Raw genomic sequence first — 13,721 nt, forward strand, 5'->3', positions numbered from 1 at the left:
GCAGGCGGTCGGAGCGCCGGACACGGACCGATGGCCGATCGTTCCAGGTGCTGAGCGCACAAATCAGAACACTGGGAGCGGGCCGGTGATCGGCGAGTCCAACGCGGGCGAGGCCGGTGATCGGCAAGCCAAACGCGGGCGCGGGTCGGTGATCAGCAACCCGAACGCGGGTACGGGCCGGTGATCAGCAACCCGAACGCGGGCGCGGGCCGGTGGTCAGTGGTCGGAGCGCTGGGCGCGGGCGATCCCGAGGACGGCGCGCTCCAGGGCGTAGTCGGCGTCGGCGGCCATGCCCTTGACGTCGGCGTTGACCTGGGCGGTGATGCGGATGGCCTCGCCGAGGGCGCGCGGCTTCCAGCCGCGGGCCTGGGCCAGCGCCTTCTTGACCTTCCAGGCGGGCATGCCGAGTTCGCCCGCCAACCGGAACGGGTCGGCGCGGCCCGCGCCCGCGACCCTGGCGACCGTGCGGACCGCGTCGGCGAGGGCGTCGGCCACCAGGACGTGCGGGACGCCGGTCTGCATGGCCCAGCGCAGGGCCTCCAGGGCGCCCGCGGTGTCGCCGGTGACGGCCTTCTCGGCGACGGCGAAGCCGGTGACGTCGGCGCGGCCGCGGTGGTAGCGGCGGACGGCCTCCTCGGTGACCGCCCCGGCGGTGTCGGCGACCAGTTGCTGGGCGGCGGCGGCGAGTTCGCGCAGGTCGGAGCCGACCGAGTCGATCAGCGCGGCGACCGCGGCCGGATCGGTCCTGCCGCCCGCCTGGCGGATCTCGTTGCGGACGAAGCCCTCCCGCTCGGCGGCCTTGGTGATCTTGGCGCACTCGGTGACCACCGCGCCCGCCTTGCGCATCGCCGCGACGACGTCCTTGCCCGGCTTGCGGCCGCCGCCGTTGTGCACGACGGCCAGCACGATGCCCTCGGCGGGCTGCTTGGCGTAGGAGATGACCAGGGCGGCGATGTCCTGGGTGGCCTCGTGCGCGGCGTCGAGGACGATCACCCTGCCCTCGGCGAACAGCGAGGGGCTGACCAGTTCGGCCAGCTCAGGAGCTGTGAGTTCGGACACCCGGATGCGGGTGAGGTCGGCCGAGGCGTCGGCGAGCCGGGCGGTCTCCAGCGCCGCGCGCACGGCGCGCTCGACCAGCAACTCCTCCTCGCCGAGCACGAGTTGCAGCGGCGCGGGTGTGACCGAGGGTGAGCTCACCCCGGCAATCCTGCCACGGCGGCGGTGCGCAGGATTGCGCAGACGCGGCGGGCGCGCTCTCGGATTCTGGAAACGGGATTGGCCGACGGCGCGTTCGTTGCCGTAGCGTTGCGGGCGTGCCGAGGGCAGCCTCGGTCCTTGTGTGCGCCAGACAACTGAATACCGCTCATCCAGAGGGGCAGAGGGAACGGCCCGACGAAGCCCCGGCAACCGGCACCCACCACTTTCCACCGCGACGAATCCGCGGCCGGGAGGTCGGCGGGCCACGGTGCCAATTCCGACCCGCCACGCGGGAGAGATGAGGAGTGTCCTCGATGACATCGACCGTCGACATCCAGCAGGCCGTCACCACCGACGCCTTCGACCTCGGCCCCGCCCGCGCCCTGTCGTGCCGGGAGTGCGGCCACCGCATCCCGCTCGCCGCCGAGTTCGCCTGCGCCGAGTGCTTCGGCCCCCTCGAGGTCTCCTACGACTTCGGCGACATCACCCGCGAGAGCATCGAGGCCGGGCCCCGGTCGATCTGGCGCTACCGCGGCCTGCTCCCCGTGCCGTCGAACGTGCGGGAGCACCCCAACACCGAGCCCGGCATGACCCGCTTGGTCAAGGCCGACCGGCTCGCCGCCGCCCTGGGCCTCAAGTCGCTCTGGGTCAAGGACGACACCGGCAACCCCACGCACTCGTTCAAGGACCGGGTCGTCGCCGTGGCGCTCGCCGCCGCCCGCGAACTCGGCTTCCGGGTGCTGGCCTGTCCGTCGACCGGCAACCTGGCCAACGCCGTCGCCGCCGCGGCGGCGCGGGCGGGCTGGGAGTCGGTCGTGCTGATCCCCTCCAACCTGGAGCGGGCCAAGATCCTCACCACCGCGGTCTACGACGGCGCCCTGATCGCCGTCAACGGCAACTACGACGACGTGAACCGACTCGCCACCGAGCTGGCCGCGGAGCACGAGGACTGGGCGTTCGTGAACGTCAACGTCCGCCCGTACTACGCCGAGGGCTCCAAGACCCTGGGCTACGAGGTGGCCGAGCAGCTCGGCTGGCGGCTGCCCGAGCAGATCGTGATCCCGGTCGCCTCCGGCTCCCAACTGACCAAGGTCGACAAGGCGTTCCGCGAGTTCGGCGAGCTGGGCCTGGTCGAGGCCACCCCGTACAAGGTGTTCGGCGCCCAGGCCACCGGCTGCTCGCCGGTGTCGACGGCGTTCAAGGGCGGCCACGACGTGGTGCGCCCGGTCAAGCCGGACACCATCGCCCGCTCCCTGGCCATCGGCGCCCCCGCCGACGGGCCGTACGTGCTCGACGCCGTCCGCCGCACCGGTGGTGCGGTCGAGGACGTCACCGACGCCGAGGTCGTCGAGGGCATCCGCCTGCTGGCCCGCACCGAGGGCATCTTCGCCGAGACCGCGGGTGGGGTCACCGTCGCCACGGCCAGGAAGCTCATCGCGGCGGGCAAGATCGACCCCGACGCCGAGACCGTCCTGCTCATCACCGGCGACGGCCTCAAGACCCTGGACGCGGTCCAGGACCAGATCGGCCCCAAGGCCACGATCCCGCCGTCGGCCGCCGCCGTCCGCGAGGTCCTCGGCCACTGAGCCACCCGGCTCGCGGCCACCGCGAGCCACGCCCCGCCCGACCGGTGCCGCCGTGATCCCACGGCGGCACCGGTTTTCGTGCGCCACCTGCCTGTCGCGGTTCGCCGCTCAAGACTTCGGCGGTGAACGGGCGCCGCCGCGACCGATCAGGGCGGGCACCCCCGCGTCGACGACCACCGCGCTGTCGCCGTCGCGGTCGGTGCGCCCGACCAGGGTGTGCCCGCGGGTGAGGACGTCGAGCGTGCGCGGGCTCGGGTGGCCGTAGCGGTTGTCCGCGCCGACGCTGAGCAGGGCGATGCGGGCCCCGACAGCGGTGAGGAACTCCGGGGCGGTGTAGCCGGAGCCGTGGTGGGGCACCTTGATCACCTCCGCGCGCAGGTCCGCTCCCGAGGTCAGCAGTTCCGCCTGGGCGCCCAGTTCCACATCACCCGCCAGCAGCACCCGCCCGGCGCGGGTCGACGCGCGCAGCACGACCGAGCGGTTGTTGATCTCCGTGCCGTCCGGTGCCCTGCCTTCCTCCTTCCGCCGTGGTGCCAGTACGTCCAGGGTCAGACCCGGCCAGCCCAGCCGCTGCCCGGGCAGCAACCCCACGACCGGCACCCCGGCGCCGGCCGCCTCGTCGCGGACCTGGTCCCACGCCCACGCGGGCGAACGACCCGCACCGACCGCGATCCCGCCGACGGCGCGTCCGGCGAGGACCCCGGCGAGGCCGCCGACGTGGTCGGCGTGCAGGTGGCTGAGCACCACCAGCGGCACCCTGTCCACTCCCAGCCGGTCGAGGCAGCCGTCGACCGGACTCGCCTCCGGTCCGGCGTCCACCACCACCGCCCGCCCCGGCTCGTCGGTGGCCAGCACCAGCGCGTCCCCCTGCCCGACGTCGCAGGCGACCACCGCCCACCCGGCGGGCGGCCACCCGGGGGCGAGCACCCGGACCGGCACGACCACCAGCAGCATGGCGACCAACCCGACCGCGACGGCGCTCCCCCGGCCGCGCAGGGCCACCACGAGCACCAGCAGGACGACCACCGCCACCAGCCCGCCCCACCACCCCGAGGGCCAGTCGATCGCCGCTCCCGGCACGTCCGCCGCCCACCGGGCCACGGCGACGAGCCAGTCGACCTCGGGCCCGGCCAGGCGCACGCACCACACCGCGGCCCAGGTCCACAGCGGCGCGAGCACGGCGGCCAGCACGCCGAACACGGTCGCGGGCGCGACCACCGGCGCCGCCACCAGGTTGGCCACCACGGCGACGACGCTGACCTGCCCGTTCAGCCCGGCCACCACCGGTGCCGTGGCGAGGTGGGCGGCGGCGGGGACGGCCAACGCCTCCGCCAGCACCCTGGGCACGCGGCGCCGGGTCATCCGGTCCACCCACCTCGGCGCCAGCAGCACCAGCGCCCCGGTGGCCAGCACCGACAGCACGAACCCCGGTGCCACGGCCAACCCCGGGTCGACCGCGACCAGCAGCAGGACCGTCCCGGCCAGCGCCGGGATCGCCGACCGCTCCCGGCCCAGCGCCAACGCCAGCAGGCCGACCGCGCCCATCACCCCGGCCCGCAACACGCTCGGCTCCGGTCCGACCAGGACGACGAAGCCGACCAGCGCCGCCAACGCCCCGACCGCCGACCCGCGCGGTCCGAACCCCAGCAACCGCAGGAGGAACAGCACGGCCACGCAGATGATCGCCAGGTTCGAGCCGCTGACCGCCAGCAGGTGGGACATGCCCGCCACCCGGAACTCGCCCTCGACCACGTCGGGCAGGCCGTCCGTGTCGCCGACGACCAGCGCGGGCAGCAGTCCCGCCGAATCCGGGTCGAGCACCCCGGCCGCGTCCCGCAGGCCGACCCGCAGGTCCCGGGCGAGCCGCTGCAGGCCCGGCGCCTCCCCCGCCGACAGCGGCGGACCGCGCACGCGCAGCAGGGCCACGGTCAGGGTGCCGGGGTCGGCGGGGGCGAGTGCGCCGCGTGCCCGCACCGGTTGCCCGGGCAGGACGTCCGCCCACGCCTGGACCGGGGCGAGGAGCGCGACCCGGGCACCGTCGGGGGTGTCGGCGGGGACGACCACGGACCGCGGGCCGGTCGGGGTGGCGCCGAACCCGGCCGACCGCACCGGTCGAGGCCGCTCGGCGACGACCAGGTCCAGCTCGCGGGAGACCTGGCGGGCGGCTGCTTCGCGCAGGGGGTGGGTCACCGCGTCGTGCACGGCCACCGAGACGGGCCAGGCCGCGACGAGCCCGGAGACCAGCAGGGGCCAGGCGCGCCGCCCGGTGCGGAGGAGGAGGCAGGCGACCACGACGGCCACCGCACCGGTGACCAGGGCGGACGACCAGTGCACGAGCAGCGCGAGGAGGGCGGCGGCCCACACCGCGAGCGCACCGGGGACCAGGCGCCAGTCGTGTCGGACCGGGGCATCGGTCAGGTGGCCCGCGCCGATCACGACGGACTCACCGGGTGGTCACCCATTCCCCGTTGGACGCAGCGCACGGGACGCGCTCGCTGCGACCGACCAAGACGGGAGGCGCAAGACACCGGCCGGCGCGTCCGGGCTGGCAGACGAGCCGCTCGCACACCAACCGCCGAAACGGTGAGCCCGTGTGGGTCCCATGCGGGGAGCGGTGCCCCGCATGGGACCCGGGACCGGGACCGAGCGCCCGCTGGGGCGGCTGGAGTGGCGACCACACCGCGGAAGCGGCAGGAATCAGGCTTCGAACCGACTCGAGGAGGGCGGTGGGCGGGTGGAGGTGGTGTCGATGCGCTCATCGGGCGGTCACCAGTTCGCGCAGTTTGGCGAAGCGGGACGGGCCGATGCCGTCGACCTCTTGGAGTTGGGTGACGTCGGAGTAGCGGCCGTGGCGGGTGCGCCAGTCGAGGATTCGTTGGGCGGTCACGGTTCCGACGCCGGGCAGGGAGTCGAGTTGTTGCACGGTGGCGGTGTTGAGGTCGACGGGTGCGGTGGTGGGCGGGTTCTGGGGGTCGGCGGCGGAGGGGATGGCAGCGGGGAGGCCGACGCGGACCTGTTCGCCGTCCACCAGGGGGCGGGCGAGGTTGAGGGTGGTCAGGTCGGCGTCGGGGGTGGGGCCGCCCGCGGCGGTGAGGGCGTCGCGGACCCGGGAGCCGCTGGGCAGGGTGCGCACACCCGGGGCGTTGACCTTGCCCACGACGTCGATGACGACCTGGGATGGGGCGGTCGATGACGGGCGGGGGTGGTCGACGGTGGCGGCGGCGAGGTCGGGGGCCGGTTCCGGGGTCGGGTTGGTGGAGAGCGCGCAGTAGGTGACGACGGCCAGCAGGGCCAGGGCACCGACGATGAGGGCGATGGGGGTGCGGCGGGGCGGTGTGACGCGGCGGAGCAGGCCCGCGGCGGGGTGGTCGTGCCACCACCGGGGTGTTCGTTCGCGGTCGGGCCGCGTCTGGGAGTCGACGACGAAGGGCTCCTCCTGAGCGGGGTCGGCGGCGCGCGGGTCGGGTGGGGAGGCGGGGTCGGGTTGATCTGCCTCGGCAGTCGTGGGCGAACCGTTGTCGGTGGTGCGGCGCGGGGGATCGTCGGGGGTCGGAGGGGGATCGATGCCGGGTGGCGTGCGGGGTGTGCCTGCGCCGGGTGGCGGGTCGGCGTGGGACCGGCTCGTGCTGCGCCGCCGTTGTCCGCGGGACTCGGGTGCGGGGACGTCCCAGGGGCGGCCCGCCACGGTGGCCAGGCGGGTGAGGACGGTGTCCATCTGCGCGGTGCGCGCGGTGCGATCGGTCATGAGATCGACGCTAGGGGCGGCGCGGGGCGGGATCGAGGGGAGTTCGTCGCCTGTGGATGGATTCGACCCATGTGGACAACCCAGGCGGGATGTCCCTGTGGACAAGCAAGAACGTCGGGGTCAGGTGGGACGCTGAGGGGTTGGTCAGAGGCGACCGGGGCAGACCACGACGCCGATGACGCCGGGGCCGGTGTGGGCGCCGATCACCGACCCCAGTTCCGAGACGACGCAACCGGAGGAGTTCGGGACGCGCTCGTCCAGGCGGGCGGCGACCTCGGCGGCGCGGTCGGGGGCGGCGAGGTGGTGCACGGCCAACTCGACCCGACCGTCCCCCGCAGCCTCGACCGCCAGGTCGACCAGCCTGCCCAGCGCCCTGCTGGTCGTGCGCACCTTCTCCAGGGGCACGATCCGGCCGTCGTGCACGTGCAGCAGCGGTTTGACCGCCAGCGCCGAACCCATCAGCGCCGCCGCGGCGCCGATGCGCCCGCCGCGGCGGAGGTGGTCGAGGGTTTCCACCACGAAGAAGCTCCTGGTGTGCTCCGCCGCCGCCACCGCCACCGCCTCGACCTCCGCTCCCCCGGCACCCGTGGCGGCCACGGCCGCCGCCCGCAGCGCGGCGAAGCCCAAGCCCATCGCGGTGGTGCGGGAGTCGACCACGCGCACCCGGTCCGAGCCGACCTCCTCGGCCGCCAACCGGGCCGACTCCCAGGTGCCCGACAGCTCGCGGGACAGGTGGACCGACAGCACGCCGTCGGCGCCCGCGTCCAGCAGCGAGCGGTACTCGGCGATGAACTCGCCCGGGTTGGGCCGGGACGTGGTGACCGCGCGGTGCTGGGTCAGCGCCTCGGCCAGTTCGCCGGGGCCGAGGTCGACGCCGTCGCGGAACTCGCGGCCGTCGAGGTGGACCAGCAGCGGCACGACGCGGACGGCGTGCCGGTCGGCGAAGCCCTGCGGCAGGTACGCGGTCGAGTCGGTGACTACGGCGAACGGCACGGGGCGGGAGCCTAGTTGCCGACCCGCCGGGAACCTACGACACGCGGTTCGTGCGCGGGTCGAGCAGCGGGGCGACGAGTTCGGCCAGGGCCTTGCCCGCCAGCGCGTGCCCCTCCCAGCCCCAGTGCAGGCCGTCGACGTTGCCGTGACCGCCCAGGACGTGGTCGCCGATGGTGGCGCGCAGGTCCAGGGCGGGCACCCCGGACTCCTCGGCCCACGCCTCGATGGCGGCCACGGCGGTGTCGCGGGCGGTGTGGACGTAGCCGTACGAGGCGGCGCGGTGGACACCGGGCAGGGCGATGACGACGGGCAGGGTGGGGCGCAGGGCGCGCACGGCGACCACGATGTCGTCCAGGTAGCGCACGGTCTGGGCGGCGGGCAGCACCACCGGCCAACCGCGGGTGAGCCGGGCCAGGTGCGGTTGCGCGGCCAGGTAGGCGCTCCGGACGCGGCGGCGCAGGCCGTCCGGGCGCAGGTAGCGGATGCCCTGGCGCAGGTAGGTCGGCAGCGGCGAGGGCAGCGTGTCCATCCCGCCGACGGCCAGCACCAGCACGTCGATGTCGGGCAGCACGGCCCACACCCGCGGGTCGCCGGTCAGCGACCAGTAGGCGTCGCGGGCGGTCCAGCCGAACCCGGCGAACAGCTCGGCGCGGCCGCCGACCGCCGCGGCGGCCAGGTTGGGCCACAGCCGGGGGTCGTCGGCGGGCATCGGTCCCCGCGGCCCGTGGAAGCACAGCGAGTCGCCGAACACGAGCAGGGTCGGGGACATGCGGTTCAGCTGGTCGTCCCGGCGTTGTACGCGACCAGCCGCCAGGTCGGGCCGCTGTTCGGGCGGCGGGCCAGCACGGTCCAGTGGCAGTTGCTGATGCCGCCGAGCTGCGACCAGTTCTCCACCGGCAGGTCCAGCATCCGCCCGGTCAGCGCGGTGATGAGGCCGCCGTGCGCGCACAGCAGCGCGGTCTCGTCGGTGCCCTCGTCGAGGTCGGCGACCACCTCGACGGCCCGGGCGGCGACCTCGACGCGGGTCTCGCCGTCCGGCGGCGCCCAAGTGGCGTCGGTCTGCCAGCGGGCCCGGTCACCGGGCCACTCCAGGTCGATCTCGGCACCGGTGCGGCCCTGCCACTGCCCGAGGTGCGTCTCGCGCAAGCGCTTGTCCAGCCGCAGCGGCACCCCGATGGCGTCGCTGAACACGGTGGCGGTGTCGGTGGCGCGGCGCAGGTCGGAGGCGACGATGACGTCCGGGGAGAACCGGGCCAGGCCGGGAACGGCGAACCGCGCCTGGTTCCAGCCCGTCTCGGTCAGGTGCGAGTCGATGTGACCCTGCATCCGGCCGGTGGCGTTGTAGTCGGTCTCCCCGTGGCGCCAGAGCACCACCCTGCGCAGGGTCACTCGGCGCCGTCCTCGGCCGGGGGCTCGGGGTCGAACTCGATCCGGGGGCAGTCCTTCCACAGCCGCTCCAGGCTGTAGAACGTGCGCTCCTCGGCGTGCTGGACGTGCACCACCACGTCGACGAAGTCCAGCAGGACCCAGCGGCCCTCGCGGGTGCCCTCGCGGCGGACCGGCTTGCTCCCGGCCTCGCGCATCTTCTCCTCGACGCCGTCGACGATCGCGTTCACCTGGCGCTCGTTGCTCGCGGAGGCGATGACGAAGCAGTCGGTGATCACCAACTGATCGGAGACGTCCAGGACGAGCACGTCACTGGCCTTCTTGTCGGCAGCCGCGTTGGCGGCTACCAGGGCCAGCTCGCGGGCGTCGGGCGTCGCGGTCACAGTTCTCCTCGATATCCTGCTGGGGACTCAACCAGGCGAGGGTACCCGGGCGCGCGCGGCGCCCGACGGGGAAGCACCGGTACGGGGCCTTGCCGGTCAGTCGCCATCGGCGTAGAGGCCGCGCTTGGAGATGTACTGCACGACCCCGTCGGGCACCAGGTACCAGACCGGCTCGCCCTTGGCGACCCGCGCGCGGCAGTCGGTGGAGGAGATCGCCATGGCCGGGACCTCGACCAGGGTGACCGAACCGCTGGGCAGGTGCTGGTCGCCCAGGGTGTACCCCGGGCGGGTGACACCGACGAAGTGGGCGAGGGTGAACAGCTCCTCGACCCGGTGCCAGGACAGGATCTGCTCCAGGGCGTCGGCGCCGGTGATGAAGAACAGTTCCGCGTCCGGGAGGCGTTCGCGCAGGTCGCGCAGGGTGTCGACGGTGTAGGTGGCGCCCGCGCGGTCGATGTCGACCCGGCTGACGGAGAACCGCGGGTTGGAGGCGGTCGCCACGACCGTCATCAGGTAGCGGTCCTCGGCGGCGCTGACCCCGTGCGCGGTCTTCTGCCAGGGCTGGCCGGTCGGCACGAACACGACCTCGTCCAGCCCGAACCGGACCTGCACCTCGCTGGCGGCCACGAGGTGGCCGTGGTGCACCGGGTCGAAGGTGCCGCCCATGATCCCCACGCGACGCCGCATGGGGGTGAGCCTACGTCCGGTTCGGCACCCCGTCGCGGCGTGTGGCCCAGCTCATCGCGGGGCGGGCCTGTGGACAACGAGTTGGCCGTGTCGTACGGGTCCGGTACCAAGGGGGCATGAACACGACCACGACCGCACTGCGCGCCACCGCCGAGGAACGGCTGCGGGCCCTCGCCGGTCCTGGCGCGCGGCTGCGCGAGGACCAGTGGACGGCCATCGAGGCGCTGGTGGCCGGGCGCGGCCGGGCGCTGGTGGTGCAGCGGACCGGGTGGGGCAAGTCCGCTGTGTACTTCGTGGCGACGGCGCTGCTGCGGGAGCGGGGTGAGGGACCGACGGTGATCGTGTCGCCGCTGCTGGCGCTGATGCGCAACCAGGTGGAGGCGGCCGCGCGGGCGGGGGTGCGGGCGCGGACGATCAACTCGGCGAACGTCGAGGAGTGGGACGACGTGCAGGACGCGGTGGCCTCGGGCGAGGTCGACGTGCTGCTGGTGAGCCCGGAGCGGCTGAACAACCCGGACTTCCGCGACACCGTGCTGCCGAAGCTGACCGCCTCGGCGGGGATGCTGGTGGTCGACGAGGCGCACTGCATCTCCGACTGGGGCCACGACTTCCGGCCGGACTACCGGCGGCTGCGGACGCTGCTGGGCGAGCTGCCCGAGGGGGTGCCGGTGCTGGCGACCACGGCCACCGCCAACGACCGGGTGGTGCGGGACGTGGCCCAGCAACTGCGGCTGGCCGAGGACGACGCGCTGGTGCTGCGCGGGCCGCTGGACCGGGAGAGCCTGCGGCTGGCGGTGCTGCGGCTGCCCACCGCGCGCGCCCGGCTGGCGTGGCTGGCCGACCACCTCGGGGAGTTCACCGGATCGGGAATCATCTACACGCTGACCGTCGCCGCCGCCGACGAGCTGGCGTCGTTCCTGCGCGAGCGCGGGTTCGAGGTCGCCTCGTACACCGGGCGCACCGACACCGCCGAGCGGCAGCGGGCCGAGGACGACCTGCTGGCCAACCGGGTCAAGGCGCTGGTGGCGACGTCGGCGCTGGGCATGGGCTTCGACAAGCCGGACCTGGGTTTCGTGGTGCACGTGGGGGCGCCGCAGTCGCCGATCTCCTACTACCAGCAGATCGGGCGCGCGGGCCGCGGCGTCGAGCGGGCGGACGTGCTGCTGCTGCCGGGGACCGAGGACCGCGACATCTGGTCGTACTTCGCTTCGCTGGCGTTCCCGCCGGAGCCGGTGGTGCGGGAGGTGCTGGCCGCGCTGGAGGGGGCCGGGCGGGTGCTGTCGACGCAGGCGCTGGAACCGATGGTCGACCTGGCCCGGGGCAGGCTGGAGATGGTGCTCAAGGTGCTCGACGTGGACGGGGCGGTCCGGCGGGTGCGCGGCGGCTGGGAGGCCACCGGGGCGGCGTGGGAGTACGACGGGGAGCGGTACGGGCGGATCGCGGAGGCGCGCACCGCCGAGCAGCGGGCCATCCTGGAGTACCAGCGCACCGACGGCTGCCGGATGGAGTTCCTGCTGCGGCAGCTCGACGACCCGCACGCGGCCCCGTGCGGCCGCTGCGACAACTGCACCGGGCAGCGGTGGAGCGACGCGGTGTCGGAAGCCGGGTCCGCGGCGGCGGAGGAGCGGCTGGCCCGGCCGGGCGTGGAGGTCGCGCCGAAGAAGATGTGGCCCACCGGGATGTCGGCGTTGGACGTCCCGCTGAGCGGCAAGATCGCCACCGGGCGGGTGGCCGAGGTGGGGCGGGCGCTCGGGCGGCTGACCGACATCGGGTGGGGCAACCGGTTGCGGGCGCTGTTCGCCGAGGGGGCCACGTCGGTGCCGGACGACGTCATGCGCGGGTGCGTGCAGGTACTGGCGGGCTGGGGGTGGGAGCAGCGACCGGTCGGCGTGGTGACGGTGGGGTCGTCGGACCTGGCGGTCGACTTCGGGGCGCGGATCGCCTCGATCGGACGGCTGCCCGTGTTGGGGATGGTCGAGGTGGCGGGGGCCGTGGCGCCGGGCAACAGCGCGCACCGGGTGGCGCGGCTGTGGGAGGCGCTGCGGGTGCCGGAGGAGTTGGCCGCGCGGGTGGCGGAGGCGGACGGGCCGGTTCTGCTGGTCGATGAGCGGGTGGACAGTGGGTGGACGGTCACTCTCGCCGCTTACCTGCTGCGCGGGGCTGGGGCGAAGAAGGTGTTGCCGTTTGTGTTGGCTGCGACCAGTTGATGCGGGGCGGTGGCGCGGGGTGATGTGACTGTTGGGCCGTGGCTGCGGTCAAAGCTCGGGATTTTGTCGCTGGTGCCCGGGTGGGTGGATCTGCTCGGCCGTGCCGTTGGTTTACAAGCCCGGGATTTTTGGGGGCGTGCCCGGGTGGGTGGATCTGCTTGGGCGGGGCCCCTACGCCGATCATGCGCCCAGTGTGACCGAGTGGGGCTGAAGAGATGCCCCACAGCCCAGGCAGGCTTGCACATGATCGTCTCCCCCACCCAAGCACATCCACCCACCCGGGCATGTCCGTAGCCGGGCCGCCGGTTCATTGGGTGGTCGGCGGCTGCGCACAGTGGGTCCGGTGTGACCGGCGGGCCAGCGGTCGATGGCGGTGCTGGCGGTGCTGGCCGGGTGGTGGGCTTCGGGGTGGTGACCGGCCTTGCGGGGCATGGGGTGGCCGACCGGGGTCGGGGCGGGGCTAGATCAGGGGGACGAGGTCGTCGGCGTGGACCACTTCGCGGCGTTGGTCCAGGGGGAGGTCTTGGGTGGAGTGGCCCAGGAGGGCGGGGAGTTCGGCGGAGTCGAAGTTGGTGATGCCGCGGGCGACGGTGACACCGCTGGTGTTCCGCAGTTCCAGGACGTCGCCCGCGACGAAGTCGCCGGTGGTGGTGGTGATGCCCGCGGCCAGGAGGGAGCGGCGGCGGGTGACCACGGCCGCGACGGCGCCGTCGTCGAGGGTGAGGGTGCCCTTGGTGTCCGCGGCGTAGCCGAGCCAGAAGCGGCGGGAGGTGAGGCGGCGGTCGCCCGCGGCGAAGGCGGTGCCGACGTCGGCCGCGCCAAGGGCCGCTTTGGCCTGGGCGGCGGAGGTGAGCAGGACCGGGACGCCCGCGGCTGAGGCGAGGCGGGCGGCGGCCAGTTTTGAGGCCATGCCGCCGGTTCCGAGGCCGGAGGCGCCGGTGCTGCCCGCCCGCACACCGTCCACATCGGACTCGCCGGCCACCTCGTCGATCCGGCGGGCGGCGCCGAGGCGGGGGTCGCCGTCGTAGAGGGCGTCCACATCGGACAGGAGGATCAGGGCGTCGGCGCCGACGAGGTGGGCGACGAGGGCGGCCAGGCGGTCGTTGTCGCCGAAGCGGATCTCCTCGGTGGCCACGGTGTCGTTCTCGTTGACGACCGGGACCGCGCCGAGGGCCAGCAGGCGGGACAGGGTGCGCTGGGCGTTGCGGTAGTGCGAGCGGCGGACCACGTCGTCCGCGGTGAGCAGGACTTGGCCGACCTGGAGGGAGTAGCGGGCGAAGGATTCCACGTACGCGTGCGCCAGGAGGATCTGGCCGACGCTGGCGGCGGCCTGCTGGGTCGCCAGGTCGCGGGGGCGGCGGGCGATGCCCAGCGGCGCCAGGCCCGCCGCGATGGCGCCCGAGGACACCAGGATGACCTGGCTGCCCGCGGCGAGCCTGGCCGCCAAGGCGTCCACCAGCGCGTCGAGCCGGGCCGGGTCGAGCCCGCCCTCGGCGGTGGTCAGCGACGACGAGCCGACCTTGACCACCATGACCCG

The 13,721-nt window shown here is 74.3% G+C and carries 11 protein-coding genes and 1 riboswitch; of the genes, 2 read left to right on the forward strand and 9 right to left on the reverse strand.

Translation table 11 applies throughout. The features are described from left to right. Positions 1-216: 216 nt before the first annotated feature. A complete protein-coding gene (gene holA / locus DFQ13_RS25280; RefSeq protein ID WP_035286038.1) occupies positions 217-1,197 on the reverse strand; it encodes a DNA polymerase III subunit delta in 981 nt (326 codons plus the stop codon). A gap of 163 nt (positions 1,198-1,360) precedes the next feature. Then, a riboswitch (SAM riboswitch) is annotated at positions 1,361-1,502 on the forward strand. Between the two features lie 9 nt (positions 1,503-1,511). Here holA and thrC point away from each other — a divergent pair. Beyond that, positions 1,512-2,783 (forward strand): threonine synthase, encoded by a 1,272-nt coding sequence (gene thrC, locus DFQ13_RS25285; protein ID WP_110081714.1) that lies wholly within the window; start codon positions 1,512-1,514, stop codon positions 2,781-2,783. Between the two features lie 108 nt (positions 2,784-2,891). On the opposite strand, the gene DFQ13_RS25290 is transcribed toward thrC, so the two are convergent. The 7 genes from DFQ13_RS25290 to nadD all read right to left on the reverse strand — a co-directional run bounded on the left by DFQ13_RS25290 (position 2,892) and on the right by nadD (position 9,977). Next, positions 2,892-5,219, reverse strand: a complete 2,328-nt coding sequence (locus DFQ13_RS25290) for a ComEC/Rec2 family competence protein (protein ID WP_233438574.1) — start codon at positions 5,217-5,219, stop codon at positions 2,892-2,894. Between the two features lie 319 nt (positions 5,220-5,538). Beyond that, positions 5,539-6,528: a ComEA family DNA-binding protein gene (locus tag DFQ13_RS25295; protein ID WP_233438575.1), complete on the reverse strand. Its 990-nt coding sequence runs from the start codon at positions 6,526-6,528 to the stop codon at positions 5,539-5,541. A 144-nt stretch (positions 6,529-6,672) separates the two neighbouring features. After that, a complete protein-coding gene (locus DFQ13_RS25300; RefSeq protein WP_110081608.1) occupies positions 6,673-7,521 on the reverse strand; it encodes a DegV family protein in 849 nt (282 codons plus the stop codon). A gap of 34 nt (positions 7,522-7,555) precedes the next feature. Further along, the gene (gene octT / locus DFQ13_RS25305) at positions 7,556-8,290 is read right to left on the reverse strand and encodes a diglucosylglycerate octanoyltransferase (protein ID WP_110081609.1); all 735 of its coding nucleotides are present in this window, start codon (positions 8,288-8,290) and stop codon (positions 7,556-7,558) included. Positions 8,291-8,295: 5 nt separating this feature from the next. Continuing rightward, entirely contained in the window at positions 8,296-8,910 is a 615-nt protein-coding gene (locus DFQ13_RS25310) for a histidine phosphatase family protein (protein ID WP_035286046.1), read from the reverse strand. Continuing rightward, positions 8,907-9,290, reverse strand: coding sequence for a ribosome silencing factor (gene rsfS, locus DFQ13_RS25315; protein WP_035286048.1), 384 nt, complete (start codon positions 9,288-9,290; stop codon positions 8,907-8,909). The genes DFQ13_RS25310 and rsfS overlap by 4 nt, the downstream gene beginning before the upstream one ends. Before the next feature lie 96 nt (positions 9,291-9,386). Continuing rightward, on the reverse strand, positions 9,387-9,977 hold the full coding sequence (gene nadD / locus DFQ13_RS25320) for a nicotinate-nucleotide adenylyltransferase (protein WP_035286050.1): 591 nt from the start codon (positions 9,975-9,977) through the stop codon (positions 9,387-9,389). Positions 9,978-10,093: 116 nt separating this feature from the next. Here nadD and DFQ13_RS25325 point away from each other — a divergent pair, with 116 nt between their 5' ends. Next, a complete protein-coding gene (locus tag DFQ13_RS25325; protein WP_110081610.1) occupies positions 10,094-12,184 on the forward strand; it encodes a RecQ family ATP-dependent DNA helicase in 2,091 nt (696 codons plus the stop codon). 460 nt (positions 12,185-12,644) lie between these two features. On the opposite strand, the gene proB is transcribed toward DFQ13_RS25325, so the two are convergent. Beyond that, positions 12,645-13,715, reverse strand: coding sequence for a glutamate 5-kinase (gene proB, locus DFQ13_RS25330; protein ID WP_219994659.1), 1,071 nt, complete (start codon positions 13,713-13,715; stop codon positions 12,645-12,647). Between the last annotated feature and the right edge of the window lie 6 nt (positions 13,716-13,721).

The organism is Actinokineospora spheciospongiae (genome assembly GCF_003182415.1).
Taxonomy (GTDB): Bacteria; Actinomycetota; Actinomycetes; order Mycobacteriales; family Pseudonocardiaceae; genus Actinokineospora; species Actinokineospora spheciospongiae.

Excerpts from the sequence above, each read along its gene's own strand:
- proB (WP_219994659.1), bottom strand. The coding sequence starts at position 13,715 with ATGGTGGTCAAGGTCGGCTCGTCGTCGCTGACCACCGCCGAGGGCGGG.
- thrC (WP_110081714.1), top strand. The coding sequence starts at position 1,512 with ATGACATCGACCGTCGACATCCAGCAGGCCGTCACCACCGACGCCTTC.
- nadD (WP_035286050.1), bottom strand. The coding sequence starts at position 9,977 with ATGCGGCGTCGCGTGGGGATCATGGGCGGCACCTTCGACCCGGTGCAC.
- DFQ13_RS25325 (WP_110081610.1), top strand. The coding sequence starts at position 10,094 with ATGAACACGACCACGACCGCACTGCGCGCCACCGCCGAGGAACGGCTG.
- DFQ13_RS25295 (WP_233438575.1), bottom strand. The coding sequence starts at position 6,528 with ATGACCGATCGCACCGCGCGCACCGCGCAGATGGACACCGTCCTCACC.
- octT (WP_110081609.1), bottom strand. The coding sequence starts at position 8,290 with ATGTCCCCGACCCTGCTCGTGTTCGGCGACTCGCTGTGCTTCCACGGG.